The sequence below is a fragment of the Bacillus sp. FSL K6-0994 genome (assembly GCF_038630815.1).
GTDB classification, from domain to species: Bacteria; Bacillota; Bacilli; order Bacillales; family Bacillaceae; genus Bacillus; species Bacillus safensis.
This window is the reverse complement of sequence record NZ_CP152043.1, coordinates 42,232-67,268: the sequence shown is the minus strand read 5'-3', so window position 1 is coordinate 67,268 and position 25,037 is coordinate 42,232. Positions and strand designations below refer to the sequence as shown.

Annotated in this window: 28 protein-coding genes; 1 reads left to right on the top strand and 27 read right to left on the bottom strand. The window is 41.2% G+C overall.

The window, feature by feature from the left end; all coding sequences use genetic code 11:
• Window positions 1-65 precede the first annotated feature (65 nt).
• The 19 genes from spoVT to metG form a co-directional block, all read right to left on the bottom strand.
• Window positions 66-602: a stage V sporulation protein T gene (spoVT, locus tag MHB69_RS00350; protein WP_034284159.1), complete on the bottom strand. Its 537-nt coding sequence runs from the start codon at window positions 600-602 to the stop codon at window positions 66-68.
• Between the two features lie 139 nt (window positions 603-741).
• Complete coding sequence (gene mfd, locus MHB69_RS00345) at window positions 742-4,275, bottom strand: transcription-repair coupling factor (protein ID WP_342495885.1); 3,534 nt, start codon at window positions 4,273-4,275, stop codon at window positions 742-744.
• Between the two features lie 68 nt (window positions 4,276-4,343).
• Window positions 4,344-4,574: an anti-sigma-F factor Fin family protein gene (locus tag MHB69_RS00340; protein ID WP_003217967.1), complete on the bottom strand. Its 231-nt coding sequence runs from the start codon at window positions 4,572-4,574 to the stop codon at window positions 4,344-4,346.
• 55 nt (window positions 4,575-4,629) lie between these two features.
• Window positions 4,630-5,196, bottom strand: coding sequence for an aminoacyl-tRNA hydrolase (gene pth / locus MHB69_RS00335; protein WP_024425643.1), 567 nt, complete (start codon window positions 5,194-5,196; stop codon window positions 4,630-4,632).
• 140 nt (window positions 5,197-5,336) lie between these two features.
• Window positions 5,337-5,963: a 50S ribosomal protein L25/general stress protein Ctc gene (locus MHB69_RS00330; protein WP_034284155.1), complete on the bottom strand. Its 627-nt coding sequence runs from the start codon at window positions 5,961-5,963 to the stop codon at window positions 5,337-5,339.
• 138 nt (window positions 5,964-6,101) lie between these two features.
• Window positions 6,102-7,055 carry a ribose-phosphate diphosphokinase gene (locus MHB69_RS00325; RefSeq protein ID WP_024425641.1) on the bottom strand — a complete coding sequence of 318 codons (954 nt, stop codon included), beginning with the start codon at window positions 7,053-7,055 and terminating at the stop codon, window positions 6,102-6,104.
• 22 nt (window positions 7,056-7,077) lie between these two features.
• Window positions 7,078-8,448 carry a bifunctional UDP-N-acetylglucosamine diphosphorylase/glucosamine-1-phosphate N-acetyltransferase GlmU gene (gene glmU / locus MHB69_RS00320; RefSeq protein WP_024425640.1) on the bottom strand — a complete coding sequence of 457 codons (1,371 nt, stop codon included), beginning with the start codon at window positions 8,446-8,448 and terminating at the stop codon, window positions 7,078-7,080.
• Between the two features lie 198 nt (window positions 8,449-8,646).
• The gene (spoVG, locus tag MHB69_RS00315; protein ID WP_008357439.1) at window positions 8,647-8,943 is read right to left on the bottom strand and encodes a septation regulator SpoVG; all 297 of its coding nucleotides are present in this window, start codon (window positions 8,941-8,943) and stop codon (window positions 8,647-8,649) included.
• A gap of 224 nt (window positions 8,944-9,167) precedes the next feature.
• Window positions 9,168-9,545, bottom strand: a complete 378-nt coding sequence (ridA, locus tag MHB69_RS00310) for a 2-iminobutanoate/2-iminopropanoate deaminase (RefSeq protein ID WP_024425639.1) — start codon at window positions 9,543-9,545, stop codon at window positions 9,168-9,170.
• Window positions 9,546-9,583: 38 nt separating this feature from the next.
• On the bottom strand, window positions 9,584-10,417 hold the full coding sequence (gene purR, locus MHB69_RS00305; RefSeq protein WP_120206882.1) for a pur operon repressor: 834 nt from the start codon (window positions 10,415-10,417) through the stop codon (window positions 9,584-9,586).
• 55 nt (window positions 10,418-10,472) lie between these two features.
• Window positions 10,473-11,342: a 4-(cytidine 5'-diphospho)-2-C-methyl-D-erythritol kinase gene (ispE, locus tag MHB69_RS00300; protein WP_019743558.1), complete on the bottom strand. Its 870-nt coding sequence runs from the start codon at window positions 11,340-11,342 to the stop codon at window positions 10,473-10,475.
• Between the two features lie 146 nt (window positions 11,343-11,488).
• Window positions 11,489-11,674 carry a small, acid-soluble spore protein, alpha/beta type gene (locus MHB69_RS00295; protein ID WP_012008653.1) on the bottom strand — a complete coding sequence of 62 codons (186 nt, stop codon included), beginning with the start codon at window positions 11,672-11,674 and terminating at the stop codon, window positions 11,489-11,491.
• A gap of 163 nt (window positions 11,675-11,837) precedes the next feature.
• On the bottom strand, window positions 11,838-12,095 hold the full coding sequence (locus MHB69_RS00290) for a Veg family protein (protein ID WP_003217979.1): 258 nt from the start codon (window positions 12,093-12,095) through the stop codon (window positions 11,838-11,840).
• A gap of 213 nt (window positions 12,096-12,308) precedes the next feature.
• On the bottom strand, window positions 12,309-13,193 hold the full coding sequence (gene yabG, locus MHB69_RS00285; RefSeq protein ID WP_024427198.1) for a sporulation peptidase YabG: 885 nt from the start codon (window positions 13,191-13,193) through the stop codon (window positions 12,309-12,311).
• Window positions 13,194-13,307: 114 nt separating this feature from the next.
• Entirely contained in the window at window positions 13,308-14,186 is an 879-nt protein-coding gene (rsmA, locus tag MHB69_RS00280) for a 16S rRNA (adenine(1518)-N(6)/adenine(1519)-N(6))-dimethyltransferase RsmA (protein WP_025093515.1), read from the bottom strand.
• Entirely contained in the window at window positions 14,179-14,739 is a 561-nt protein-coding gene (gene rnmV, locus MHB69_RS00275; protein WP_024427200.1) for a ribonuclease M5, read from the bottom strand. The genes rsmA and rnmV overlap by 8 nt, the downstream gene beginning before the upstream one ends.
• A 161-nt stretch (window positions 14,740-14,900) precedes the next feature.
• Entirely contained in the window at window positions 14,901-16,103 is a 1,203-nt protein-coding gene (locus tag MHB69_RS00270; protein WP_041105711.1) for a G5 and 3D domain-containing protein, read from the bottom strand.
• A 244-nt stretch (window positions 16,104-16,347) separates the two neighbouring features.
• Window positions 16,348-17,115 carry a TatD family hydrolase gene (locus tag MHB69_RS00265; protein ID WP_342495884.1) on the bottom strand — a complete coding sequence of 256 codons (768 nt, stop codon included), beginning with the start codon at window positions 17,113-17,115 and terminating at the stop codon, window positions 16,348-16,350.
• 80 nt (window positions 17,116-17,195) lie between these two features.
• Window positions 17,196-19,196 (bottom strand): methionine--tRNA ligase, encoded by a 2,001-nt coding sequence (metG, locus tag MHB69_RS00260; RefSeq protein ID WP_342495883.1) that lies wholly within the window; start codon window positions 19,194-19,196, stop codon window positions 17,196-17,198.
• 514 nt (window positions 19,197-19,710) lie between these two features.
• Here metG and MHB69_RS00255 point away from each other — a divergent pair.
• Window positions 19,711-20,001 carry an AbrB/MazE/SpoVT family DNA-binding domain-containing protein gene (locus MHB69_RS00255; protein WP_087975202.1) on the top strand — a complete coding sequence of 97 codons (291 nt, stop codon included), beginning with the start codon at window positions 19,711-19,713 and terminating at the stop codon, window positions 19,999-20,001.
• Between the two features lie 45 nt (window positions 20,002-20,046).
• Here the strand turns inward: MHB69_RS00255 and rsmI are convergent, their stop codons facing one another.
• The 8 genes from rsmI to MHB69_RS00215 are packed head-to-tail and all read right to left on the bottom strand — an operon-like array spanning window position 20,047 to window position 24,969.
• Window positions 20,047-20,928 carry a 16S rRNA (cytidine(1402)-2'-O)-methyltransferase gene (gene rsmI, locus MHB69_RS00250; RefSeq protein ID WP_034284141.1) on the bottom strand — a complete coding sequence of 294 codons (882 nt, stop codon included), beginning with the start codon at window positions 20,926-20,928 and terminating at the stop codon, window positions 20,047-20,049.
• A complete protein-coding gene (locus MHB69_RS00245; protein ID WP_034284140.1) occupies window positions 20,903-21,202 on the bottom strand; it encodes a GIY-YIG nuclease family protein in 300 nt (99 codons plus the stop codon). The genes rsmI and MHB69_RS00245 overlap by 26 nt, the downstream gene beginning before the upstream one ends.
• The gene (locus MHB69_RS00240) at window positions 21,189-21,932 is read right to left on the bottom strand and encodes a tRNA1(Val) (adenine(37)-N6)-methyltransferase (RefSeq protein WP_034284137.1); all 744 of its coding nucleotides are present in this window, start codon (window positions 21,930-21,932) and stop codon (window positions 21,189-21,191) included. Before MHB69_RS00240 ends, MHB69_RS00245 begins: the two co-directional genes overlap by 14 nt.
• Window positions 21,933-21,987: 55 nt before the next feature.
• Entirely contained in the window at window positions 21,988-22,341 is a 354-nt protein-coding gene (gene yabA, locus MHB69_RS00235) for a DNA replication initiation control protein YabA (RefSeq protein ID WP_024425629.1), read from the bottom strand.
• A 14-nt stretch (window positions 22,342-22,355) separates the two neighbouring features.
• Window positions 22,356-23,183 carry a stage 0 sporulation family protein gene (locus MHB69_RS00230; RefSeq protein WP_024425628.1) on the bottom strand — a complete coding sequence of 276 codons (828 nt, stop codon included), beginning with the start codon at window positions 23,181-23,183 and terminating at the stop codon, window positions 22,356-22,358.
• Window positions 23,184-23,185: 2 nt separating this feature from the next.
• Window positions 23,186-24,175, bottom strand: coding sequence for a DNA polymerase III subunit delta' (gene holB, locus MHB69_RS00225; RefSeq protein ID WP_024425627.1), 990 nt, complete (start codon window positions 24,173-24,175; stop codon window positions 23,186-23,188).
• A gap of 11 nt (window positions 24,176-24,186) precedes the next feature.
• On the bottom strand, window positions 24,187-24,627 hold the full coding sequence (locus MHB69_RS00220) for a YaaR family protein (protein WP_024425626.1): 441 nt from the start codon (window positions 24,625-24,627) through the stop codon (window positions 24,187-24,189).
• 12 nt (window positions 24,628-24,639) lie between these two features.
• Complete coding sequence (locus tag MHB69_RS00215; RefSeq protein ID WP_024425625.1) at window positions 24,640-24,969, bottom strand: cyclic-di-AMP receptor; 330 nt, start codon at window positions 24,967-24,969, stop codon at window positions 24,640-24,642.
• Between the last annotated feature and the right edge of the window lie 68 nt (window positions 24,970-25,037).

Below are 25,037 nucleotides of genomic sequence, written 5' to 3'. Positions count from 1 at the left end.
CGACAAAATCAAATGATTTCATCGGCATTCTTTCGTTTTATCAAAATGATATAGAGTTATTAGACCTAATGTTCCATTTGACGGGCTAAGAAGCCAGCTGCTGTCTCTGCCGCTTTATGCTCCACTTCTCCCATTGAACGCTCTTTAGAAAATAAGACGACGGCGCCAATCGGATCTCCGTTTGCAACAATAGGTGCAATGGTATAAGAAGATACGTCATCATCAATACCATCGACAAGTTGAATTTCTTTTTTGCTTTCTTCTAACACAGAATTACGCTGATCCATTGTTCGTTCAAGTAAATCACTGATGGATTTGTTTAAGTACTCTTTTTTCGAACTTCCGGATACAGCAATATACGTATCTCGATCACAGATCAGGATGGAATGACCCAAACTGTCGAATAATGCATCAGCATATTCCTTCGCAAAGTCTCCTAGCTCACTAATCGGCGAATACTTCTTCAAAATCACTTCTCCATCGCGGTCGACGAAAATCTCAAGCGGATCTCCTTCCCGAATGCGCAATGTTCTGCGAATCTCCTTCGGAATAACCACTCTACCTAGATCATCGATGCGGCGTACAATTCCAGTTGCTTTCATTCACTGCTGCCTCTCTTTCGTTTGATGATGTGTTGGGTGAATGGAACAAAAGCGTCCACTTTATGCAACATTCACCACTTGACCCTGAGTTTAGTATCCGTCACATCAAACGTAATATACACGAGAGACAAACAAAATTTTATGAAGATGAAATGGTTTCTTTTTTCACATCTTGAAGGCCTCGAAGCATGTTAAGAACAACCTCAAGCCATTCCTCTGTCTTCTTGCCTTTCGTTTGGACAGAAATAATCAGCTTGCTGCCTTCCATTCCCAATCCGATTTCACGTCCATATTTACTGCCGAGCTCAAATAATTTTTGGCCGTCGATTTCACCGCTTGCTTTCTCATCAAGGGTCATTCTGACAATGCCTTTCTCCATCTTGATCAGCTCGACACGTTCCTGGACAGCGTACACCTTCATTGTCGCAATCGTAAACAAGTCAGCCACTTCTTGCGGATATTCACCAAATCGGTCGATCATTTCATCCTGAAGCTCTTTTCTCTCTTCAATCGATCCAATTGCTCTGAACTGTTTATACATTTCAATCTTTTGCTTGCCATCCGAAATATAAGTGTCTGGGATGTAAGCATCAATTTGCAGATCAATTTCTGGCTCGAATTTATCTTGAGCCGTTGTATCGCCTCTTCTTTCCTCAATGGCTTCTTTCAGCATTTGAGAATAGAGATCGAATCCAACCGAATCAATGAAGCCATGCTGCTGAGCACCAAGTAAGTTCCCTGCTCCTCGAATCGTTAAATCACGCATCGCAATTTTAAACCCAGATCCGAGCTCTGTGAATTCTTTAATGGCCTGAAGTCTTTTCTCCGCAACTTCAGAAAGAACTTTATCTTTTCGATACGTGAAATAAGCATAAGCGACACGGTTCGAACGCCCGACTCGTCCTCTTAGCTGGTACAGCTGAGAGAGCCCCATTTTATCGGCATCGTGGACGATGAGCGTGTTCACATTTGGAATATCGACTCCCGTTTCAATGATGGTGGTACTGACCAATACATCTGATTCACCTTCAAGGAAATTGATCATCACTGATTCCAGCTCGTTCTCACTCATTTTCCCGTGTGCATAACTGACTTTTGCGTCTGGGACCAGCATGGAGATTTCGTCTGCTTTTCGTTCAATATCCTCAACACGGTTATAAAGGAAGTACACTTGACCGCCGCGTGCTAATTCTCGCTCAATCGCTTCTCTGACTAAAGCGCCATTGTACTCGACCACATAGGTTTGAACAGGGAATCGATTTTCAGGCGGTGTTTCAATCACTGATAAATCCCGTACGCCTAGCATGGACATATGAAGCGTACGCGGAATTGGCGTAGCCGTTAATGTCAGTACGTCGATATTGGCTTTCATCTGTTTAATTTTCTCTTTATGCGTCACACCAAAACGCTGTTCCTCATCAATGATCAACAGTCCTAAATCCTTGTAGACGATGTCTTTTGAAAGAAGACGGTGTGTGCCGATAACCATATCGATCGTTCCGTTTTTCAGTCCTTTTAACGTTTCAGTTGTTTCTTTTCTTGTACGGAAACGGCTCAGCTGCGCGATTTTGACAGGGTAGTCTTGGAATCGGTCCATGATTGTGTCAAAATGCTGCTGCGCTAAGATGGTTGTCGGAACTAGCAGGGCTACCTGCTTCCCGTCAGCAATCGCTTTGAAGGCCGCACGAATAGCCACCTCCGTTTTTCCGTAACCCACATCTCCACAAAGCAGACGGTCCATTGGACGTTCCCGCTCCATATCCTGTTTAATTTCGTGAATTGAACGGATTTGATCATCTGTTTCCTGGTAAGGGAACGCGGATTCAAACTGGCGCTGCATCTCATGATCAGGCGAGAAGGCATATCCTTTGCTTGCCTCGCGTTCTGCGTACAGTTTAATCAGATCATCTGCGATGTCCTGTACAGATGTTTCCACTTTTTTCTTCACACGTTTCCAATCGCTGCCGCCTAGTTTGTACAGCTTTGGTTCTTTACCTTCTGATCCTACATATTTCTGCACCTGATCAATTTGTTCAACCGGTACATAAAGCTTATCGCTTCCTTGATAATGAATATTTAAATAATCTTTATGAATGCCGCCGATTTCAAGCGTTTCAATTCCTAAATATTTACCGATCCCGTGGTTAATGTGCACCACATAATCGCCGACTTGAAGCTCTGAATAGCTCTTGATCCGCTCTGCATTGGTCAGCTTTTGCTTACGTGCCTGCTTTTTCACACGTTTCTTGAAGAGTTCACCTTCTGTGATCACAGCAATTTTTGATAACGGCAATTCAAAGCCCGTTTGCAGCTCACCTTGTAAAATATACACCTGTCCGCTTACAAGCTCAGCGTCCGGTTTAGCAAGAGCGGCTTCAATGTCATAATCATGCAGAACAGACGACAGCTTTTCTGTCCGCTCTTCATCAGCACCTAAGAAGACAACCGTGTATTGCTGTTTTTTATAGCGTTCAATTTCACTCGCCAGCACATTCATCTGCCCGTGGAAATTCTGCATTTGTTTACTAGATACATTGACGATATTCTGCGGATTTGTCTGCTGGACATGTCTCAGGAACAAGGAGTAGTACAGAATGGCTCTCGATTGCTGATTGATCAGTTCTTGGAACGGGAAAGATAGAGATAAATCATGAAGAATATTGCCTTCTTCAAGCAGACTAATTGTCCAATCGGCTTCTTCCTGTTCAAGCTGTTCTTCCATCTCCTGAATTCTGCTGATTTCATCTAAAATAATAATCGTATCCTGCGATGTGTAATCTAGCAAACTAGCAGGCTTTTCATAGAAATAGGACAGGTACTTCGTCATTTCCTGTGTCACGATGCCTTCAAGCAGCTTCTCGCGATCAGCAGAAATATTTTGATGAAGCAGTTCTTTTTGCTGATCTGAGTTGAATTTCTTTAAGCTCTTCGCCAGCCCTTGATCAAGCTGTTCAATGGCTCTCACTCGTTCAGGACCTCTCACAATTAACTCTTTTGCAGGACCTATTTTGATTTCTTGAAGGGTTTCTAATGAACGCTGTGTATCCGAATGAAACGTTCGAATCGAGTCTACTTCTGTATCAAACAGTTCAATACGGATTGGATGATCTTCCGTTAACGCATAGATGTCGATGATTCCTCCGCGCACACTAAAATCTCCGGGCGCTGCAACCATCGACGTCCGGTCATAACCAATTTGTACGAGCTGTTTTGAAAACGCCTCCAAATCAATTTCTTCACCGATCTTTAAATGGATCTGACTCTCCTTCCAGAGCTCAACTGGCGGAAGCATCCTGCGAACCGCAGCAGCGGGAGTGACGATAATGGGGTTTTCTCCATTCGCAAGTCGATTCAAGACATCCAAACGCTGTGCTCTCAGCTCAGGACTGGCCACTGCAATTTCTGAAGCGATGAGTTCATTGACAGGATAAAGAAGAACCGAGCGATCCGGCATCACACTTGCTAGATCATCTGTTACCTTCTGCGCCTGATATAAATTGTGAGTCACAATAAACATTGGCCGCTTCAGTTCGTCTGATATCGCGGCTGTAAATAAAGATCTGACGGAGCCTGATAGTCCGGCAAGCAGCTGTTCTTTTAACCCTTCCTTTAGTCCATTAAAAATAGACTGAAAATCATCACTTTGTTTGATAAATGATTGTATGTTTTTCATTTGGCTCCTCCTCCCTGTTTGTTTAAAACAGAAAAACGCTTTGGTCTAATATCTACACCAAAGCTTTTTTATTGAATAAAAGTATGATACTGATGGTAATCAGGATTTCTTTCAAGCGCCTCTTGGCAATCCTCACAAATGGTTTGTACATGTAAATCACCATTTTCCCTATAAGAAATCATATCGTTTCTTTCCTCATTTGTTAAGTGATGAAATCCAAGTGCTTCACTTTGGACAGCAGATTCATCTAGACTGCCAACCTTTACACCACAGTGGCGGCAGTAATAATGCAAAGCCATACGTGATCCTCCCATGCTGAGATTTTATGATCAGTATGTGCTTCGCTTATCATTCTTATACCTTCTTGTTAAAATCATTCATCACTTCTAAAAATGGCTTTTTTAAAGCCGCTTCACAAGCCTCGACAGACGATTGAATGGCTGATGCGATGTCAGGCTGTTCTTCTTCTGAGAAACGTCCTAGTACGTAATCAACGACCTTCATGCCGTTTTGAGGACGTCCAATGCCGATACGGAACCGGTCAAATTCAGGTGAACCTAAATGCTGAATTAATGATTTGATTCCATTATGCCCGCCTGCACTTCCTTTTGTACGTAAGCGAATCCGGCCAGTTGGCAAATCAAGATCATCATAGATCACTTTCAAATGTTCAAGGGGAATATCGTAATAGTCCATCAGCGGACGCACACATTCTCCTGATAAGTTCATATATGTAAGCGGCTTTACAAGTAGAACCTTTTGCCCCGAAACAAACCCAGTTCCAAATTGTCCATGGAATTTTGATTGATTTAAAGGAATGTCCCATTTTTTTGATAATTCATCTATTGTCATAAACCCGACATTATGTCTTGTTTTTTCATATTCTTTTCCTGGATTGCCTAATCCAACGAATGCAATCATGAAACCAATAACCTCCTTTGTCACACAGCACACGCCTAAAAAATGAGCCAATCAGATTGCCTCATGTAAAAACGTATGAATTCTTTTCATTCTAGCACAAAAGACGCAACCGCGGGAGGGTTACGTCTCTAAATGACCAGTTATTCTCCATCGTCATCCTTTTCTTTAATGGCCTCAGGCTCTTGCGGCTCTTCTTCGCTATCTGGCTCAGGAACCTCTGATTGCTGAGGCGGCAGAATGGAGGCAACGACTTCTTCTGGATCGTTATTGATTTGATAAGATGACTGAACAGGCAGATCAGCAACTGTTAAGACATCATTGACTTCTAAGTTTGTAATATCAGCTTCAATATTCTGCGGAATATCTTTTGGTTTCGCTGTAACAGATAGTTCAAATAGTGGCTGCTGAAGCACACCGCCATCTTTTACCCCTTTAGACTCGCCAATCAGCTGTATTGGTACATCTGCCTCAATTTCACGCTGTAAGTCAACGACTTGGAAATCAGCATGAACAAGTTCGTTTTTCAACGGATCTGTTTGTAATTCTGTCACCATCACAGATTTCGTTTCACCACCCACGTCTAAGGTGATGATTGTATTCTTCCCTTCATCACGTAAGGTTTTTAATAAATCGATGCTGTCTAATGAAACAGCCAGATTGTCTGTATTTTTTCCGTATATGACACCAGGAACGTGTCCTGAATGACGGATTTTTTGCAGTGTGGAACGTTTGAAATCAGTTCTTTTATTTGCTTTTAAAGTTGCCATATTCAGCACCATCCTATTTCTTTTTTGTCACTACTCTCATAATTACCCATAACCGAATCATTTTAAACCTATTTGCCGTGAATGATGATAGCAAAAAGACCCCAAGCTTGATGCCTAGGGCCTTTTTTAATCAGAAAATCAGCTGAAAAGGTAGCTCACAGATTCTTCTTCATGTACACGGATGATGGCTTCTGCAAGCAAAGGCCCAACTGAAAGCGGAATGAATTTTCCAACTTTCTTGTCATCAGTTAATTGAATACTGTTTGTCACAACTAATTCTTTAATTTTAGAGTTTGTGATGCGTTCTACTGCTGGTCCAGACAAGACTGGGTGCGTACAGCAAGCATATACTTCAGCTGCTCCATTTTCGACTAGCGCATTTGCAGCAAGTGTAATAGTACCAGCTGTATCAATGATATCATCGATTAGAATGGCCGTTTTGCCTTCAATGTTACCAATAATGTTCATGACTTCAGCAACGTTTGGCTTTGGACGGCGTTTGTCGATAATTGCGATTGGCGCTTTCAGGCGGTCTGCCATTTTACGCGCACGTGTCACACCACCGTGGTCAGGAGACACAACAACGATATCATTCAAATTCTTCTGTTCGAAATAGTTTGTTAAGATTGGCACAGCCATTAAGTTATCGATTGGAATATCGAAGAAACCTTGGATTTGCGGCGCATGAAGATCAAGCGCAATCACACGTGTAGCACCTGCTGTTTCAAGCAAGTTTGCAAAAAGCTTCGCAGTGATTGGCTCACGAGGTTTTGCTTTACGATCTTGACGTGCATATCCGTAATAAGGGATCACAATATTGACAGTTTTCGCAGAAGCGCGTTTTAGCGCATCCACCATAATGAGCAGTTCCATAATATGCTCATTGACTGGCGCACTTGTTGATTGAATAACATAACAATCACAGCCGCGGATACTTTCTTCAATATTGATTTGGACTTCACCGTCACTAAAGCGTTTAACAGAGCTCTTTCCTACATCAACTCCGATACGATCGGCAATTTCTTTGGCAAGTTCAGGGTTTGAATTCAAAGAGAATATCTTTAAATTCGCATCAGCATAACGATTAGACATGGTAAACCTCCGGGTATTTGGATTATTTTTTATGAATATTTTTCACATAATCTTCTTTATTGACTTGTCTTGCTCTAGCAATAGACAATGCATCCTGCGGTACATCTTCTGTAACCGTTGAACCGGCTGCAACATATGCCCCTTTTCCGACAGTGACTGGTGCAACGAGATTTGAATTACAGCCAATAAATGCGCCGTCTTCAATCTTCGTTAAGAATTTGTTTTTCCCATCATAGTTGACTGTAATGGAACCACAGCCAAGATTTACATCAGTTCCGACCTCTGCGTCTCCAATGTAGCTTAGATGAGATGCTTTGCTGCGGTCTCCGAAAACTGTTTTCTTGATTTCGACAAAATTCCCAATTTTTACTTCATCGCCAATTTTCGACAACGGGCGAATATGAGCAAACGGTCCAATTGTCACATCAACTCCAACCTCACTATCGCAGACGACAGATTGCTTAATAACTGTTCGATCTCCGATGATGCTGTCAACAATTTCAGTGTTTGGCCCAATAGTGGCGTCTGCACCGATTTTTACATTCCCTTTGATGACCGTCCCAGGATAAATAACTGTATCTTCACCGATGACAGCATCTGGCGAAATATACGTGTTCTCAGGATCAATCAAGGTCACACCATTCTTCATATGCTGATGATTAATACGTCGCTTCATGAATTGCTCTGCTTGTGATAGAGCGATACGGTCATTAACTCCAAGTGTTTCTTCAAAATGCGGTGTTTGATAAGCTGCAACTGTTTGCCCTTCATTTTTTAGAATTTCAATAACGTCTGGCAAGTAGTATTCACCCTGTGCATTTTCATTCGACACTTGCTCAATCACACGGAAGAGATCTTCATTTGAAAAGCAATAAGTCCCTGTATTAATTTCATTCACTTGACGCTCTGCATCGTTCGCATCTTTATGCTCCACAATTTTCACGACAGCACCTGTTTCGTCACGAATAATACGGCCATAGCCTGTTGGATCATCCGCATGTGCTGTTAAAATAGTGACTTTCGCTTGATGTTTTTGATGCTCGCTTAACATGGCTTCCATTGTTTCCGCTGTCAATAATGGCGTATCACCACAAATGACAATGGTTGTTCCCTTTTCCTGCGCGAGAAACGACTTTGCTTGTTTAACGGCATGGGCTGTTCCCAGCTGTTCTTCTTGAAGTGCATACTCACTTCTGTCTCCAAGCTGCTCTTTCACGTCCTCTGCACCATGACCGACAATCGTCACCAGCTTGGCTAAAGAAAGCTTTAACGCTTCATCTGCCACATGCTCGACCATTGGCTTTCCGCAAACTGGATGAAGTACTTTATATAGCTTTGACTTCATTCTCGTTCCTTTTCCCGCTGCTAAAATCACTGCGAACCGCTTATCCATTGATTGGCCTCCAATATCCCTATTATCCATAGAAAAATATATCCTAAATAAAGACTGATTTCAAGGATACATAAGGAAGTACAATAATTTTCTAACAGATGAAAGACTTAAGAAACAAGAGAAAGAACGCAAAAAAGACAGCATTTAAAAGAAAACATTCATTTTCTCTTAAAGCTGTCTTTTTAGGTTCACGTATGATTAAGAAGCTCCAGCTTCTTCATATTCAATTGTTTCTTCCTCTTCGCCTAAGCGATGATATTCATTTAATACAGCATCTTGGATTTTACCCCGAGTGCTTGAATTAATTGGATGTGCAATATCGCGAAACTCTCCATCGGGCGTGCGTTTGCTAGGCATTGCAACAAACAACCCATTATTTCCATCAATCACACGAATATCATGAACAACAAATTCGTGGTCCAGCGTGATGGATGCAATCGCCCTCATGCGACCATCGGTATTCACGCGGCGTAATCTTACGTCAGTAACTTCCACAGTAGTTCACCACCTTTTCCCAATATAAAAGCATTACTTAGGTATTCAACGATCGTGGTGATTCTCCTGCTCTTTTTTTAAACTTTTTTTGAAATATCGGGATATTTATACATTATTTGTCATATTCGTGACGACGCTTACATTCTCAGCATAAAAAAAGACATCATGATGATGTCTTTCCCTGCATATGATGAAACCAAACGGCTTTCATTGAGAGTGCCTGTTTATTTCACTAATGCAACTACTTCTATTTCTACAAGCGCATCCTTTGGAAGTCTTGCCACTTCCACACATGAACGAGCTGGCTTATGTGTATGGAAATACTCACCGTACACTTCATTCACTTCAGCGAATTGTTCCATATCTTTGATGAAAACAGTTGCTTTCACGACTGTTTCAAAGGAAGCACCTGCTGCTTCAAGTACAGCCTCAAGATTACGGAACACTTGATGTGTTTGTTCTTTAATATCTCCATTGACAAAATCTCCAGCTGGGGTTAATGGAATCTGCCCTGAGCTGTAAAACATGTTATTGACAATAATTCCTTGAGAGTAAGGTCCAATGGCTGCTGGTGCATGTTTGGTTTGAACAACTTTTGTCATATCAATCTCTCCCATTCAAATACATGTTTAATCAAAGCTTACACTTTCGGATGAAAAAACTCGTGGAAATTGCCTTCATTGATCTCAATGATTTTTTGCTTCATATCAATGGTAGAAAGCTTTAACAACGAGACATATTCATCGACAAGACGTTCATCTACGCCCTCATCTTCTAAAAGAACACCGATCCCTGCAACATTTGCATTAAATTCCTCAAGCAAATTCATCATGCCGTTAATGGTTCCGCCCGCTTTCATAAAGTCATCAATGATCAGCACATTGGAGCCTTTATCTAAGCTGCGCTTTGCAAGGGACATGGTTTGAATTCGGTTAGACGAACCTGATGCATAATTAATACTGACTGTTGATCCTTCGGTTACCTTATTATCTTTTCTAACGATCACAACAGGCACATTTAAATAACCCGCAACAGAATAGGCAATTGGAATACCCTTTGTCGCAACGGTCATGACGACATCAATCGCACGGTCCGCAAAGATGGTCGCAAACAGCTTACCGATTTTCGCAAGAATCGATGGATTGCCTAAAACATCGGTTAAATATAAATAACCGCCAGGAAGTACACGTTCAGGAGTTGATAATGCCTCTCCGATATCGTTTACTACGTCATCTGCTTCTTTTAGGTGAATTTTAGGAATATATTTCACTCCGCCAGCAGCGCCAGGTACAGTAAGCAATGTGCCTATTCCCTGCTGTTCGAAGGTCTGTTTGATAATCGTTAAGTCTTCACTAATGGAGGACTTTGCAGATTGATAACGTTCTGCAAAAAAAGTTAAAGGTACTAGTACGTGCGGGTGGGCTAACAAATAATTTGTTAAGTCCACCAATCTGCCGCTTCGACGAAACTTCATGAACTTACCCCCAGAACCCGAATAATTTATGAATAATATAACTTAATATACGGATTTAATCAAGGGCATTTTGTTCGCCGATCATGCGGACAGCGTATACTTGATCACAAAATCCTCTCAGTCCGTTATATATTCTTTGTACCTTCGATTCATATTGAATCAAGCCAAATACCGTTGGGCCGCTTCCACTCATTAATACAGCATCAGCACCGAAACGCTTCATCTGTCTTTTGATCATATCTACTTCCGGATACATCTTTAATGTCACAGACTCCAGAACGTTACCGAGTGAGCCGCACATCTCTTTATAATCTTTCGCTTCAATGGCTTCAATCATACGCTGTACATTTGGGTGTTCTACTTTGCTTGCGTCATATTGTCTATAAACTTCAGCTGTAGATACCCCAATCACCGGCTTCGCTAAAATCACCCAGCAATGCGGCGGTGTGGCGATATGCTTCAGTTTCTCTCCACGTCCTGTCGCTAGTGCTGTGCCTCCGTGTACACAAAAAGACACATCTGAGCCGATCTCCGCTCCAAGCTCAGCTAGTTCATCTAACGTGAGATTCAACTTCCACAAACGGTTTAAACCGCGAAGCGCTGCTGCAGCATCACTGCTGCCTCCAGCTAAACCTGCTGCAACAGGTATTGCTTTTGTGATGACAATCGATACTCCTTTTTGAATACCGAACCTTGTTTTGAGTAATTTAGCCGCCTGATAAGCCAAGTTACGCTGATCATCTGGCACAAATCGATTATGAGATGATACACGGATTTCGTCTTTGTCCAGCTCCGTCAGCTCAAGTCGATCTGCAAGGTCTATTGTTGTCATCACCATCTCTACTTCGTGATATCCATCCGGTCTTTTTCCATGGACATCAAGTGAGAGATTAATTTTTGCCGGTGCTTTTTCTAAAATACGCAAACATTTCACCTACTTCTCCATCTAAACATAAGTATCAATATTGTATCACATTTGATGGATCTGATGAATATTGGCTTTTACGCCCAGCACACTGACTTTTTCAGCAAAAAAAGCCAGAGACACCTGAGGTATCCCTGACCATTTTTCTATCGTTGATTCTCATCCTGAGCCATGTGCTGCTGAGCTAATTCGATGGCACGTTTGACCATATTACCTGCGTCACGCGCACGAATTTCTCCCCAGCCTCCATTTTTGACGGTATCATAAAATCCAAGATCCTTCGCCAGCTCGTATTTGAACTCATCTGACATAATGCCTCGGCGTCTACCCAAACGAAACAGCCCCTTTAGTCGAGAATTCGAATCAGTGCCACTGCTTTTGTGGCTTTCTTATTTTGTATCGAATCCTTTCTTTTACCCCTTTCAAAAAATGGACAGACTCCCATTCAGAAAAAAAGGCAAAACAAAAAGCAGTAAACAAGAAGTTCACTGCCCATTAATAGGCGACTGAGCTAGCGGTATCATCGAACGTTAATTCGACCGTCTCAGTCAGTATATCTGCATAACTGTAAGAAACTCTTTCAAACGAATTCTCATCTTGATCTAATTGAATCACAAATACAGAAGGGTACGTTTCAGCTAAAATGCCCGAACGCTCAATTGTTTTACGGCGGCCTCCGTTAGCCTTTAACGTCAAACGTTTACCTAAGTTACCATCAAGCGATCTTTTGATGTCGGACAAAGTCTTCGCCATTGCATCCACCTCACTGAGATAATTATACAACAACGGCCCATTTTTGTCAAATAAAAATTAAATTATATCAACCAACACGAGCCATTGTCAACAAAATAATTTTGACAAACTTCTACCTTTTCTCCTCCCTATTTTTCTCAAATTCCGGTGAATTATGTATCCGTTTGAAATTTCTTTTTACACATAAAAAAAACCAGACTGAAATCAGTCGGGTTATGTCGATTCATGGTCTTTTTTATATGGCATACCTACCCTTAAAACACCCTTCGTCTCGATGCCTCCGAGACCTTTTTCTCTTGTTAATGTATTACGAAGCACATCCCACACATTGATTCGATCTACAAATGGAGTGAAGCTGATCTTCGCAACGATATAGACGGGATCGAGCGCATGGATGTTCACACGTGAAGGTGAGCTTGCAAAATTGGCACCTGCTTGGATCAATGATTCGAAATGAGATTGACAGGCGCCTGCAAAGATCACAAGCTGATCTAAATGAGGAATTTTCTTTCTTGCTTTTTGAACCGTCTCAACGAAATGACGAGAATGGCGATAGGCACCGATATCATTTACGCCGCCCTTTTGCTTGGAATACGCATCATGCCCTGTAATGACCAAAATATCAGGCCGATATTGATCAAGTAACGAATCGATCACGCTTGGCATTTTCTTCTCATGACAATGCACTCCGTACACAGGTACACCAATTCGTTCATATACATCTAAGCATTTCTTTAAGTATGAAGCATCTCCATCTAAATGAAGGACCTTTCCAGGCATGTGAAAATACTGCTCCTGATGCTGATATTGTCCAGAAGTATAATACTCTTGTTTTTCACGCAGCAGCTGATAATCCTGTCTTAGTAAGTCGAGCGATTCGTTAATTTTCCGTTCGTCGTCCTTTTCCCTTGTCAGCTGCTCCTCTTTTTGAATCAAGACGAGATCCGACATCTTAGCATCAGCAATCAGCCTCACTTCATTCCCATGCAATATGGCAGTGGCTTCGTGCTGATCTGTCTCATCAATTCGAATGATTCGAAACATAATATCCATTTGATAGGATGCCCTCGTCACCATATCTCCTATTTGAAATTGCATGCTGTTCACTCCACAATCAGGCTCATATCCTGTTGGTATCGTCTTTCATATATGCTGTTCTTTCTAGCCTATGCCCGAACAGTTGAAGTGGTGAAAAACAAAAGAAAAAAGCCCTTACGATAGGGCTTTTTGTAAAACATTCGACAAACGGGCAAATTCCTCAATGGATAATGATTCTCCGCGGCGCTTTCCATCAATATCTGCTGTTTGAAGTGCTTCTTCGATGATCGCTTTATGTTTTTTTCCATCAGGGAGATTGTTCATCAAATTATTCATCAATGTTTTCCGGCGCTGGCCAAAGCTTGCTCGGATCAATTGAAAGAAAAACGCATCATTTTCTACTGAGACAGCAGGCGTTTCACGAACAGTCAGCTTAATCACAGCCGAATCAACATTGGGCTGAGGAACAAAAACCGTTTTAGGCACAACCATCACCGTTTTTGCTTCCGTATAAAATTGAACTGCGATAGACAGTGAATTATATTCCTTTGATGAAGGGACAGCTGCCATACGATCTGCTACTTCTTTTTGCAACATGACCACAATCCCTTTCAATGGAAGGTTTTCTTCAAGCAATTTCATAATAATCGGTGTTGTCACATAATATGGAAGGTTGGCTACGACCATCACTTCTTTACAGTCAGCAAAATTTTCTTCGATGACCTTTCTCACATCCGCCTTTAATACGTCTTGATGAATGATCGTGACATTATCATATGGAGAGAGCGTATCGTTTAAAATAGGCAATAAACGCTGATCGATTTCAAAAGCGGTGACTTTCTTTGCACGTTTAGCGAGCTGCTCTGTCAATGCGCCGATACCAGGCCCAATTTCAATGACGCCGGTCTCATCTGTAACCTCTGCGTGATCAACAATGCGATCTAAAATATTTGTATCAATTAAGAAGTTCTGCCCTAAGCTCTTTTTAAAAGAGAAACCGTACTTCTTCAGTATTTCCTTCGTTCTGACGGGTGTCGCAATATCTTTATTCATCGGCTTCCTCCTGCATGACGGTCTTTAAGGCCGCAATAAAATCATGTTTGGTTATTTGGAACATGTGAAGGCGCTTTTGCAGCTGCTTCGCATTGGTATATCCTATATTTAAAAGCACTCCTAGTCGTTCGCGGCGGCGTTTCGATGCTTCGCCTCCGATAAGGCCTGCGTCAAATAAGTCATCTAAAGTAATGTCACTTTCCGTTACTTCCATTTCTTCATGGACATGGGCAAGACATTCCCGAATACTGTCCAAGGAAGCATGCTCGACACCAATTCCTTTATCCCGCTTCGCCTTCGCAAGATGTTTTGGCAAAAAAGCGTGCTTACAGCCAGGAACTGCCTCTGCGATGGTTTTACGGATCTTCTCACCAGGAAAATCAGGATCTGTTAAAATAATGACCCCTCTCGTCTCCTGAGCAAGACGCACTTGTTGAATGACTGTATCGCCAATGGCAGATCCGTTTGTTTCGATCGTATCTGCATCCACTGCCATCTTCACTCTGGCAGTGTCATCACGACCCTCCACCACAATGATTTCTTTGATTTTCATGTATTCCTCCGCTTGCAAAAACAATCTACATTTTTTGGTTAAAAAAACGAAACCTTTCATGCTGCTTTTGCGTCTAATTAATTAGAAAACAGTGCTTCTATTATAACCAAAAAAACAGAGGGTGCGCAAAGCCCTCTGTTCATATAAATGATTTGATGTGTTTATTTGAGTACTCTAATTTTTACTCGTTTATTTCCCCATTGATAAGCTGCCGACTTACTTGGGACGAACACATCAATTTTATTCCCTTTTATAGCAGATCCAGTGTCTGATGCAACGGCATATCCATAGCCTTCCACATACACTTTTGAGCCCAGCGGAATGACACTCGGATCAACTGCTATAACCTTTGCACCTGGATTTGCTTTTAAATTAAAGCCTGTAGACGTTCTGCCCGTACATCCAGCACAGCTCGCTGTATAGGCTGTTGATGCCACATAAAATTCTTTTCCTGACGATTCATTGCTTCGTGAAACCGCAGGGGACGCTGTAGGTTCCTTTTTGGCCACTTGTGTACCAATAGCCACTAATCGGTCCTTACTATCTTTTTCGGTCACTTCTTTAATCAATTCTTTAGACACCACTTTGCCGTTTTCTTTCACAATGGCATAGTGCTTCTTCAATTTACCTTCTTCACCTTTTTTAAGTACCTTCTCTTTCCCTTTTTCAAGAGAATGATCCTTTTTATGTTTGGTATCAAAAGCAATTTTCTCTTCCACTACATCGGTGACCTTTTCCACCCGAGTGATCTTTATATCTGCGCTCTTTTTAGAAAGGTTACTATGTAACGCAGGCTTGATCTTATCGTGCTTCTTGAGCTTTAGCTCTTGTTGCTTTAAAAAGTCAGCGACCGTAGTCGAAGTGGTCCACACTTTTTTATCTTTTCCTCCATCATTTAAGCTGACCTGGAAGGCCTGCTGAACCACAAGATTCATATCCTTTTTTAACTTGTCATTCTTTCCTGGTGTTACTTGATCGTGCTTCCCTATATCTATCTTCTCATTCTTCAATAATGCTCCAACCGTCTGATCTGTAGTCCATATCGTTTTCTCTTTCCCATCTAGGGTCAGATGAACCGGTATAGCCGCATCATACACAATGTTCATATTGTCTTGAATCTTTGTATTTAGACTTGGAGAGATATGATCCTCCGCCTTGGTCCTTATTCCAAGGTCTGAAAGCAGCTGTGCTACTGTCTCTTCATGTGTACGAATTGTCTTCTCTTTACCATTGATTGAAATGGTAATAGACTGCTTAGTGAGCTCATGCGCACCGTAAGCCGTTCCAGTTCCAGCTAAAAGCAAGCAAACAACTAGTAATAAAACCTTGCCTTTTCCTAGCTTCACAGAAAACAGATTTTTCATTTTTTGTACGATGAAAAACGCCTCCTTCTCCTCGGAGAGATTATATAGAGTATCTCAAAACCTGTCAACCCTTCCACCCACTGTACAAAAATGCTCGATTGTAAACCTATTATGGGAGATTTATGGAAGGAAGGGAAGAAAGACTTATCGACAACTTATCCTATGAGGAGGCGCAAACGTGTAGAACTTTTTCGTTATGTTTCACAATTGGACAAGCTTAAACAAGGATTGACATCATATACTGTCAGTTTATACGGAAAACTTTTTTTGCATTTTTTGTTGTCAATTCAGCAAGCTCTTCAAAGCTGATTTCTCTCAGCTCCGCAATCTGTTCCGCGATATATTTGACATAACTTGGCTCATTACGTTTCCCTCTAAATGGCACTGGCGTTAAGTATGGGCAGTCTGTTTCAATCAAAAGCTTGTCACTTGGTATCTCCTTTACAACTTCCTTTGGCTTTTTGGCATTTTTAAATGTCACGGGTCCACCGAATGAAATATAAAAGTTCATCTCCATACACTCTTTTGCAGTTTCCAGACTGCCAGTAAAGCAGTGCATAATACCTCCAACCTCAGCCGCTCCCTCTTCCTTTAAAATCGTCACGACATCTTCCGTTGCGTCACGATTATGAATAACGATTGGAAGCTTCACTTCCTTCGCAAGAGCAATTTGGCGTCTAAATACTTCCTTTTGCACATCTTTTGGCGACTTGTCCCAATAGTAATCCAGACCCATTTCTCCAATCGCAACCACTTTTTCGTGTTGAGATAAATCTTTGATCCAAGCCAAATCCTCATCTGTCATATCTATAGCATCGACTGGATGCCAGCCGATAGCTGCATATATGAAATCATACTCTTCAATTAACTCCATCGCCCTCGTAATGGTTGGGCGGTCAAACCCTACCACCACGATTTTCTCAACTTTTTCGCTTTTCGCTCTTTCGATCACCTGCTCTAAGTCTTTATTGTATTGTTCTGCATTTAAGTGGGCATGTGTATCAAATAACATGGTTGATTGCTCCTTTCGACAATTCTCCTAAAAACAAAAGGTGTTCGACGAAATGTTACACGTGGAACACCTTTGTTAATTTATAAAATTTTTGTTCCATTTGCTAGAGATTGATCTACTTCAAGAACCTGCAATTTCCCGCCAGTTTCTCCTGTTAAAATCATTCCCTGGGAAATTTCCCCTCGGAGTTTAACTGGTGTAAGATTCGCTACGCAAACAAGCTTCTTCCCTACTAATTCCTCTGGTTGATAGTGCTTGGCAATCCCAGAGACTATTTGTCTTTTTTCAAATCCAAAATCAAGCTGAAGCTTTAAGAGACGATCCGCTTTTTTAACTGGAGCTGCTTCCAATACCTGTGCAACTCGAAGATCAACTTTTGAGAAATCATCAAATGCAATTTCTGCTCCCAGCTCAGGTAATTCCGTTTCTTCGATTTCCACTTTCTCTTCTTCTACCTTAGGTGCACTTCCCTGCATTTTTTCTTTAATGTAGGCTACTTCTTCTTCAACCTCTAAACGCGGGAACAAAGGCTCTCCTTTTTGTACCGTCGCTTGTTGAATCGCACCAAATGATAGGATACTATCCCAGCTTTTGAGCTTCTCTTCTTCAATTCCAAGCTGGAAGAAGATTTTCTCAGGTGTTTTCGTTAGGAACGGCGTTAAGAGTACTGCAGTGATTCGAAGTGATGCTGCTAAATGATACATAACAGAATGCAGTTCTTTTCGTTTTGTTTCATCCTTTGCCAGCACCCATGGAGCTGTTTGATCAATATATTTATTGGTTCTGCTGATTAATGTCCAAACATTTGAAAGAGCCACAGAGAATTCAAGATTTTCCATCGCTTCTTCATAGGCTTTGACTGTTTGCTCAGCTACTGCTTTCAGCTCCTCATCAAACTCATTAACAGGACCCTTATAGCTGCTTAAAGTGCCGTCAAAATATTTTTGCACCATCGCAACTGTACGATTAAGCAAGTTACCTAAATCATTGGCAAGGTCATAGTTTACACGTTCCACGAATCCTTCTGGTGTAAACACACCATCCGCACCAAATGGTACTTCGCGAAGCAGATAATAACGAAGGGCATCGAGGCCATAGCGATCAATTAATGTGACCGGATCTACCACATTCCCTTTTGATTTAGACATTTTGCCATCTTTCATGAGCAGCCAGCCGTGTGCGAAAATTTGTTTCGGCAGAGGCAGATCTAATGCCATCAGCATAATCGGCCAATAAATCGTATGGAAGCGTACAATTTCTTTTCCTACGAGATGTACGTTGGCAGGCCAATATTTTTTATATTTTTCATCTTGATCTGTTCCATAGCCAAGCGCAGTTAAATAGTTGAATAACGCATCAATCCATACATAAATGACGTGTTTTGGATTGTTAGGAACTTTAATTCCCCAATCAAAGGTTGTTCTTGATACTGCTAAATCCTCTAAACCTGGTTTAATGAAGTTATTAATCATTTCATTCTTTCTTGATTCAGGCTGAATAAACGATGGATTTTTTTCGTAATAATCGAGCAAACGGTCCGCATACTTACTCATGCGGAAGAAATATGATTCCTCTTTAATTAATTCAACAGGGTGGCCGCTGTCAGGGCTTTTCCCGCCAATGACTTCCCCTTTCTCATTACGCTCAACATCAACAAGCTGTGTTTCCGTATAGAATGTCTCATCAGGAATACTGTACCAGCCCTCATATTGATCTAAATAAATATCGCCTTGATCAAGCAATTTTTGAAAGACTTGCTCAATGATTTTCGTATGTCTTTTTTCCGTTGTACGGATGAAGTCATCATTAGAAATGTCGAGTTTCTTCCATAATGATTGAATGTCTTTAACGACTGGATCTAAATACTCGATCGGTGTGATATTTTGTTCTTCAGCTTTTTGCTGAATTTTTTGTCCGTGCTCATCTGTACCTGTTAAATACATCACATCATAGCCTTGAAGACGTTTATAACGAGCCATAGCATCTCCTGCTACTGTCGTATAAGCATGTCCAATATGTAATTTTCCGCTCGGATAGTAAATAGGTGTTGTCAGATAAAACGTTTTTTTCTTTTCTGGCATGTCGGAACCTCCTGCGTGTGTGTAAATGTCAAAAACTCCCGCCCAATGGACGAGAGCGGTTATGAAATCATTAAAATGTGCATTTCTTAATTATTTGTTGCGCTTGTACTTTCTCTATGATACCATCTTAGCCTTTAAGATCAAGCATATATACATAGAACAAGATGAAATGATCGAAAAAGATGAGTTTTTCGAAAAAAACGACAAACCCGTCGACATTTTGTCGAATATTGTCGTATGAAATCTATTTCCAGATTTACAATTGGCTAAATTAGGGCAAAAGTCTTGTTAATCTGATCTCGTCATTTCTTATATTTTCATAGAAAAAGCCTACAAAATCCTTATACACCAGTAGTTTCAAGGTCTTTTGACTTTAAGAGTCATATTTTACAAACAATAGTAAACAAAATGATTGACGATTTATGGAAACCTTGTTATGCTAGGAATGTAAGGAATTTGTCGAATAATGACGAAGATAATATTATATTAAGAATAAGTTCTTTTTGGGAGGAGAATGAAGATGAAATCTACAGGTATTGTACGTAAAGTTGACGAATTAGGACGCGTGGTGATTCCAATCGAACTTCGCCGTACGCTAGGAATCGCTGAAAAAGACGCTTTGGAAATTTATGTTGATGATGAAAAAATTATCCTAAAAAAATATAAACCAAACATGACTTGCCAAGTAACAGGTGAAGTATCAGACGATAACCTTAAGCTTGCTAATGGTAAATTAGTTCTTAGCCGTGAAGGTGCAGAGCAAATCATTAACGAAATCCAAAACCAACTTCAATCACAAAAATAAGGTTCATATAAAAAAGGTTCTTGCACCGTTTGCAAGAACCTTTCTTTATTGTTCAATATGATAGGCATCGTATATCGTGCGCTTTGGCACACCACGTTCGACAGCTGTACGTTTAATGGCTTCCTTCGACGTTAATCCTTCCTCTATGTAATGGATCACATGTTCTTTTTCAGATAAGGACGTCCACCAAGCTTCTTCATTCAGCTCTTCTTCAGCTTGATCATTTCCTTGTACCACAAGACAGAATTCACCTCGGATTTGATTCTCCGCAGCCCATGTCAGCACAGACTCTAAATCTCCACGAATAAACTCTTCGAATTTTTTCGTCAGTTCTCTCGTAATTGCGATGTTCCGATTCCCCCACACTTCCTTCATCAAAGTCAGCGTTTCTTTTAATCGATGGGGTGCTTCATAGAAAATGATCGTTTCTTGACGTTTCTTCAAGGCTTCAAGCTGCTTTTTCTTTTCTTTTTTTTGACGGTCGAGAAAACCGTAAAAGAAAAATGGCTGAGGCGCGATTCCTGATGCAATGAGTGCCGTTAGTGCAGCATTAGCGCCAGGTAACGGAATGACATAGCCCCCAATGCTAGTAAAATCTCGAACCACTTCGGCCCCTGGATCTGAAATCGTCGGTAAACCGGCATCACTCACGAGTGCGATATTTTTCCCTTCTTTTAGCCATTCGATTAACTTGTGGCCGCTGCTGTCTTTGTTATGCTCATGATAGCTGGTTAAGGGTGTATCAATTTCGTATACATGACAAAGCTTTTTCGTTTGCCTTGTATCTTCTGCGGCAATATAGTCTACATCTTTTAATGTTTGTATCGCTCGGAACGTCATATCTTCTAGATTTCCGATCGGGGTTGGGACAAGATAAAGAATCCCCATACCAGATTGACCATCAAAGCTTTTCTGTGTCTTTTTCATGTGCCGCCTCCTTTTCTATTCGCATTTCTTCTATATAAATGTCTTTCTTTTTCCGCGTCCACGTTTTGAAACGATATTCTTGCTGCATGGCTTCTCTTTTGGTTGCAAAACATTCATGATAAAAAAGCTCAACCGGCCGTCTCGCTCTTGTATACTTTGCTCCCTTTCCACTATTGTGGGTCATCAATCTCTTTTGTAAATCATTTGTATAACCCGCATACAGGCTGCCATCTGCACATTTTAATACATAGAAGTAATGATTATGCTTCTCCATACAGTATCGTCCTGATTTCATCTGTATACTCCTGATCTTCCCCATAAACAAAAAGAGGCGGGAGAATTTTCAGATCTGGTTTTCCATCTTTTATGCCCTCTACCAAGATGGTATTGGCTTCTTTCCCTTGTTTGGGATAAACAAATTGAATTCGTTTTGGCTCAATTCGGTATTTCTTCATTAATTCCACTATCTCAAGCAGCCGTCCTGGTCGATGAACCATCGCCAGTTTTCCCCCTTGCTTTAGCAGCGTGGAAGAAACACGAACAACATCTTCTAATGTACAATGAATTTCGTGCCGTGCAATCGCCAAATATTCATTTTCATTGATTTCATCCTTAGAAGGTGTTTTAAAATATGGCGGGTTACATGTAATCACATCAACTTTATGGTTGCCGTAGCGTTCCGGCATATCATTCAAATCACCATGAATCAATTCAATCTGGTGCGCAAGTTGATTATACTCCACACTTCTTTTTGCCATATCAAACAGCCGTTCTTGAATTTCAACACCCGTAATCGAGGCCTTAGAACGAGTCGAAAGCAGCAATGGCACGATGCCATTTCCGGTACAAAGATCAATGATCTCTCCTTTTTGGATTGGCACATACGCAAATTTAGCTAATAACACCGCGTCCAATGAAAAGGCAAACACAGTTTTACTTTGTATAATCTTCATATCTTCGGCGAGCAGGTAATCTAAACGTTCATCTTCTCTTAACGAAACCATGATGTATCCTTTCTTTTCCTGTGAAAAAGGCTCCCGATTCAGCGGAAGCCTTTTCTCATTTTTTATTTAAAAATGACAGACAGAACAAACAGTCTCCCTCTTTACGAATGCTTCCATAATGTACATTACAAATATGGAAGCCCTCCTGATATAACCGGGCCAGGTTATCATGACCTTCTCCTATATCAGAATGACTTGGCTTCTGGGCAGAATCATTCTCTGCCTCAGACGATTTGTCTCGATCGGACTGATCCAGACGTTCACGCAAGTGCTGATTCTCCATCTGCAGCTGATGATTTTCTTCAATCACTTCACCGATATGATTTTTCAAATCACCTAACTGGCGATAAAGAGAACCGATTTGTTCTTCTAAATTAATCACCGTATCAAATAGTTCCTTTTTATCCAAGGTGGCACACCTCGTTACTCAGTTGTTTGTGCAGATACAACGCCTTCTTGTAATAATTCTTCCCATGTATATTCTATCACTTTTTCTTGCCCGGTTAATTCAACTTGCAAAATTCGTTCTAAAATATTGAGCCCTACTACCTTGGCAGAGCCATTAGACGTTTGAATCGTTTCGCCGATATCCGGTAATTGTTCCTTCGCTGTTTCATACTCATCATTCTCATATTTCAAGCAGCACATCAAACGGCCGCATAGTCCGGAAATTTTTGTCGGATTTAACGACAGGTTTTGATCCTTTGCCATCTTAATCGACACTGGTTCAAAGTCTCCTAAGAATGTCGAACAGCAAAGCATTCGCCCGCAAGGACCAATGCCGCCAAGCATTTTTGCCTCGTCTCTTACGCCAATCTGGCGAAGTTCAATTCTCGTTTTGAAAATTGATGCAAGATCCTTCACTAGCTCACGGAAATCAACTCTGCCATCTGCTGTGAAGTAGAAGATGACCTTGTTTCGGTCAAATGTAAATTCAACATCGACCAATTTCATTTCCAGCCCATGTTCACTTACCTTCTGAAGACATGTATCAAAGGCTGTCATCGCTGCTTCTTTGTTTTCCTCAACGATGAGCCGGTCTCGTTCGTCTGCTACACGAATGACTTTACGCAGAGGGAGAACCACATCGTGTTCATCTACTTTTTTGTTGGCGATGACCACTTGTCCGTACTCAACCCCTCTGACCGTTTCTACAATGACACAACTATCATTTTCTATATGAAATCCATTAGGATCGAAATAATAGATTTTGCCCGCTTTTTTAAAGCGAACACCAATTACGTTGTACAAGCTTATCCCTCCTGCAACATCAACACCAATTGCTCCATCAGCCCTTGGGCATTCACGTTGGATTGAAGTCTCTTTTTCGCTTCTAATACAGCAAGGATCTGGCTGGTCACCATCTGCTGTGTGGAATGCAGCGCATGCTGCTTCATTGTCTGGAATAAGTCTTGATAAATGACTTTATCTTCATTTCCTATTTGAATCGACAATACATCACGATATATAAATAAAAGCATATCCAGACCTGTTTCTTGAAGGTCTTTCTCTTTGAAAAAAGGCATCCATTGATCCTGTATATAAAAAAATGCATGTTCTTTTCGCTGGTGTAAGACTTCATACAATTTTATCACTTTCGCTCTAGACTCTGCAAACTGATCATTTCGACTTAATTCGAGTGCTTCTGCTAAATTATTGGTTAAATTCGACAAAAGCCTTGCGAGATGCTGAGATACGCCTTCTTGTAAAAGCTGCTGCTCCAAGGATTGTGGCTGCAGCGGCTGAAAGCTGAGCATCTGACATCTTGAAATAATCGTATCCAGCATTTTATGCGATTGCTCAGTGATTAAAACCGCCATCGTTTCCCGATTAGGCTCCTCTAGGAACTTCAATAAACTGTTCGCGGCATTGACCGTCATTTTGTCCGCATGAAGAATAATATACATTTTCCGGTGAGATTCTACACCGGCTTTTGTAAATTCCTCTTGCAGTGCCTGCACTTGCGCCTTCTTAATTGATTGGCCATCAGGCTGCACAAGATGTAAATCGGGATGGTTTCCTGATGCAATCCTTTTGCAGTTTTGACAGGATTCACATGGTTTCACTCCTGATTCCAAGCAAAAAAAGCTTTTAGCCAAAAGCATCGCTGCATCCAGTTTTCCGGTTCCTTTTTTTCCTTCAAATAAGTAGGCGTGCGCAAGTCGGTCTTTATCAATACTATTAAAAATCAGCCGCATGACGCGCGGCTGCAAATCATTCATGTCATCCCAGCTAATTGCCATGTTATCACTCTCTATGTGTAAAGGTTAATCAATAAACCTTTTATTTCTCCAATACGTTCAAGCAAATCAATAGATGGTTTTTCTTGATCCATCATTTCCTCGGTTAATTCAATCAGCTTTTCATCTAAGGCTTTGACTAAAGCAAGTGTACGTGTATTGCCATAAATGTCAAAGCTCCTTGAAGTTTCTATATTTAATCCATTATCGACTGTCTCTTTCACAAAGCGCTTCACCAGTCCTTTAAACCTAGCCAAATCCTTTAGGTTTCGTGACTTTGCGAGCTTTTTTCCGAACACTTCGATATCACTCAGCATGACCGTCAGCTGTTCTAAGCGCAGTTTGCCGCTTTGCGTCTCCATCGAAGCTTTAAAGGAGGCAGATGTCTGGCTTCCTTTCATCGCTTGAAGTTCACGCTTTTCTAAACGCAGCCGCATATCTTGATTAATTTTCACAGCAACCCATCCTTAAAATTGATGAAATTGTTCAACTGGCAGAATAAAGACAGTAGCTCCGCCAACTTCAACCTCAACAGGGTATGGTACGTATGAATCTGCATTTCCGCCCATTGGGGAGACAGGCGCGATCATTTGATCACGTTTACGGCAATTTTCTTTTATAAGCTGTAATGCTTTATCCACTCGGACATCATCACAACCAATAATAAAAGTCGTATTCCCAGACTTTAAAAACCCACCAGTTGAAGCTAATTTTGTCACGCCGAAATGATGTTCAGTCAATATTTTCAACAACTTGCTGCTATCTTGGTCCTGTACAACGGCAACAATTAATTTCATTTGATTGGCCTCCTTTATTTTAGGCACAGATGACATGCCGATGTCTTCCTCTATATTATAACAACGAT

Bases quoted from the DNA above. Each gene is read 5' to 3' on its own strand.
- spoVT (WP_034284159.1), bottom strand. From the start codon at position 602: ATGAAAGCAACTGGAATTGTACGCCGCATCGATGATCTAGGTAGAGTG.
- mfd (WP_342495885.1), bottom strand. From the start codon at position 4,275: ATGAAAAACATACAATCATTTATCAAACAAAGTGATGATTTTCAGTCT.
- MHB69_RS00340 (WP_003217967.1), bottom strand. From the start codon at position 4,574: ATGGCTTTGCATTATTACTGCCGCCACTGTGGTGTAAAGGTTGGCAGT.
- pth (WP_024425643.1), bottom strand. From the start codon at position 5,196: ATGATTGCATTCGTTGGATTAGGCAATCCAGGAAAAGAATATGAAAAA.
- MHB69_RS00330 (WP_034284155.1), bottom strand. From the start codon at position 5,963: ATGGCAACTTTAAAAGCAAATAAAAGAACTGATTTCAAACGTTCCACA.
- MHB69_RS00325 (WP_024425641.1), bottom strand. From the start codon at position 7,055: ATGTCTAATCGTTATGCTGATGCGAATTTAAAGATATTCTCTTTGAAT.
- glmU (WP_024425640.1), bottom strand. From the start codon at position 8,448: ATGGATAAGCGGTTCGCAGTGATTTTAGCAGCGGGAAAAGGAACGAGA.
- ridA (WP_024425639.1), bottom strand. From the start codon at position 9,545: ATGACAAAAGTTGTTCAAACCAAACATGCACCAGCAGCCATTGGACCT.
- purR (WP_120206882.1), bottom strand. From the start codon at position 10,417: ATGAAGTTTCGTCGAAGCGGCAGATTGGTGGACTTAACAAATTATTTG.
- MHB69_RS00290 (WP_003217979.1), bottom strand. From the start codon at position 12,095: ATGGCGAAGACTTTGTCCGACATCAAAAGATCGCTTGATGGTAACTTA.
- yabG (WP_024427198.1), bottom strand. From the start codon at position 13,193: ATGCAATTTCAAATAGGAGATATGGTGACGAGGGCATCCTATCAAATG.
- rsmA (WP_025093515.1), bottom strand. From the start codon at position 14,186: ATGAATAAAGATATTGCGACACCCGTCAGAACGAAGGAAATACTGAAG.
- rnmV (WP_024427200.1), bottom strand. From the start codon at position 14,739: ATGAAAATCAAAGAAATCATTGTGGTGGAGGGTCGTGATGACACTGCC.
- MHB69_RS00270 (WP_041105711.1), bottom strand. From the start codon at position 16,103: ATGAAAAATCTGTTTTCTGTGAAGCTAGGAAAAGGCAAGGTTTTATTA.
- MHB69_RS00265 (WP_342495884.1), bottom strand. From the start codon at position 17,115: ATGTTATTTGATACACATGCCCACTTAAATGCAGAACAATACAATAAA.
- metG (WP_342495883.1), bottom strand. From the start codon at position 19,196: ATGCCAGAAAAGAAAAAAACGTTTTATCTGACAACACCTATTTACTAT.
- MHB69_RS00255 (WP_087975202.1), top strand. From the start codon at position 19,711: ATGAAGATGAAATCTACAGGTATTGTACGTAAAGTTGACGAATTAGGA.
- rsmI (WP_034284141.1), bottom strand. From the start codon at position 20,928: ATGAAAAAGACACAGAAAAGCTTTGATGGTCAATCTGGTATGGGGATT.
- MHB69_RS00245 (WP_034284140.1), bottom strand. From the start codon at position 21,202: ATGGAGAAGCATAATCATTACTTCTATGTATTAAAATGTGCAGATGGC.
- MHB69_RS00240 (WP_034284137.1), bottom strand. From the start codon at position 21,932: ATGGTTTCGTTAAGAGAAGATGAACGTTTAGATTACCTGCTCGCCGAA.
- holB (WP_024425627.1), bottom strand. From the start codon at position 24,175: ATGGCAATTAGCTGGGATGACATGAATGATTTGCAGCCGCGCGTCATG.
- MHB69_RS00215 (WP_024425625.1), bottom strand. From the start codon at position 24,969: ATGAAATTAATTGTTGCCGTTGTACAGGACCAAGATAGCAGCAAGTTG.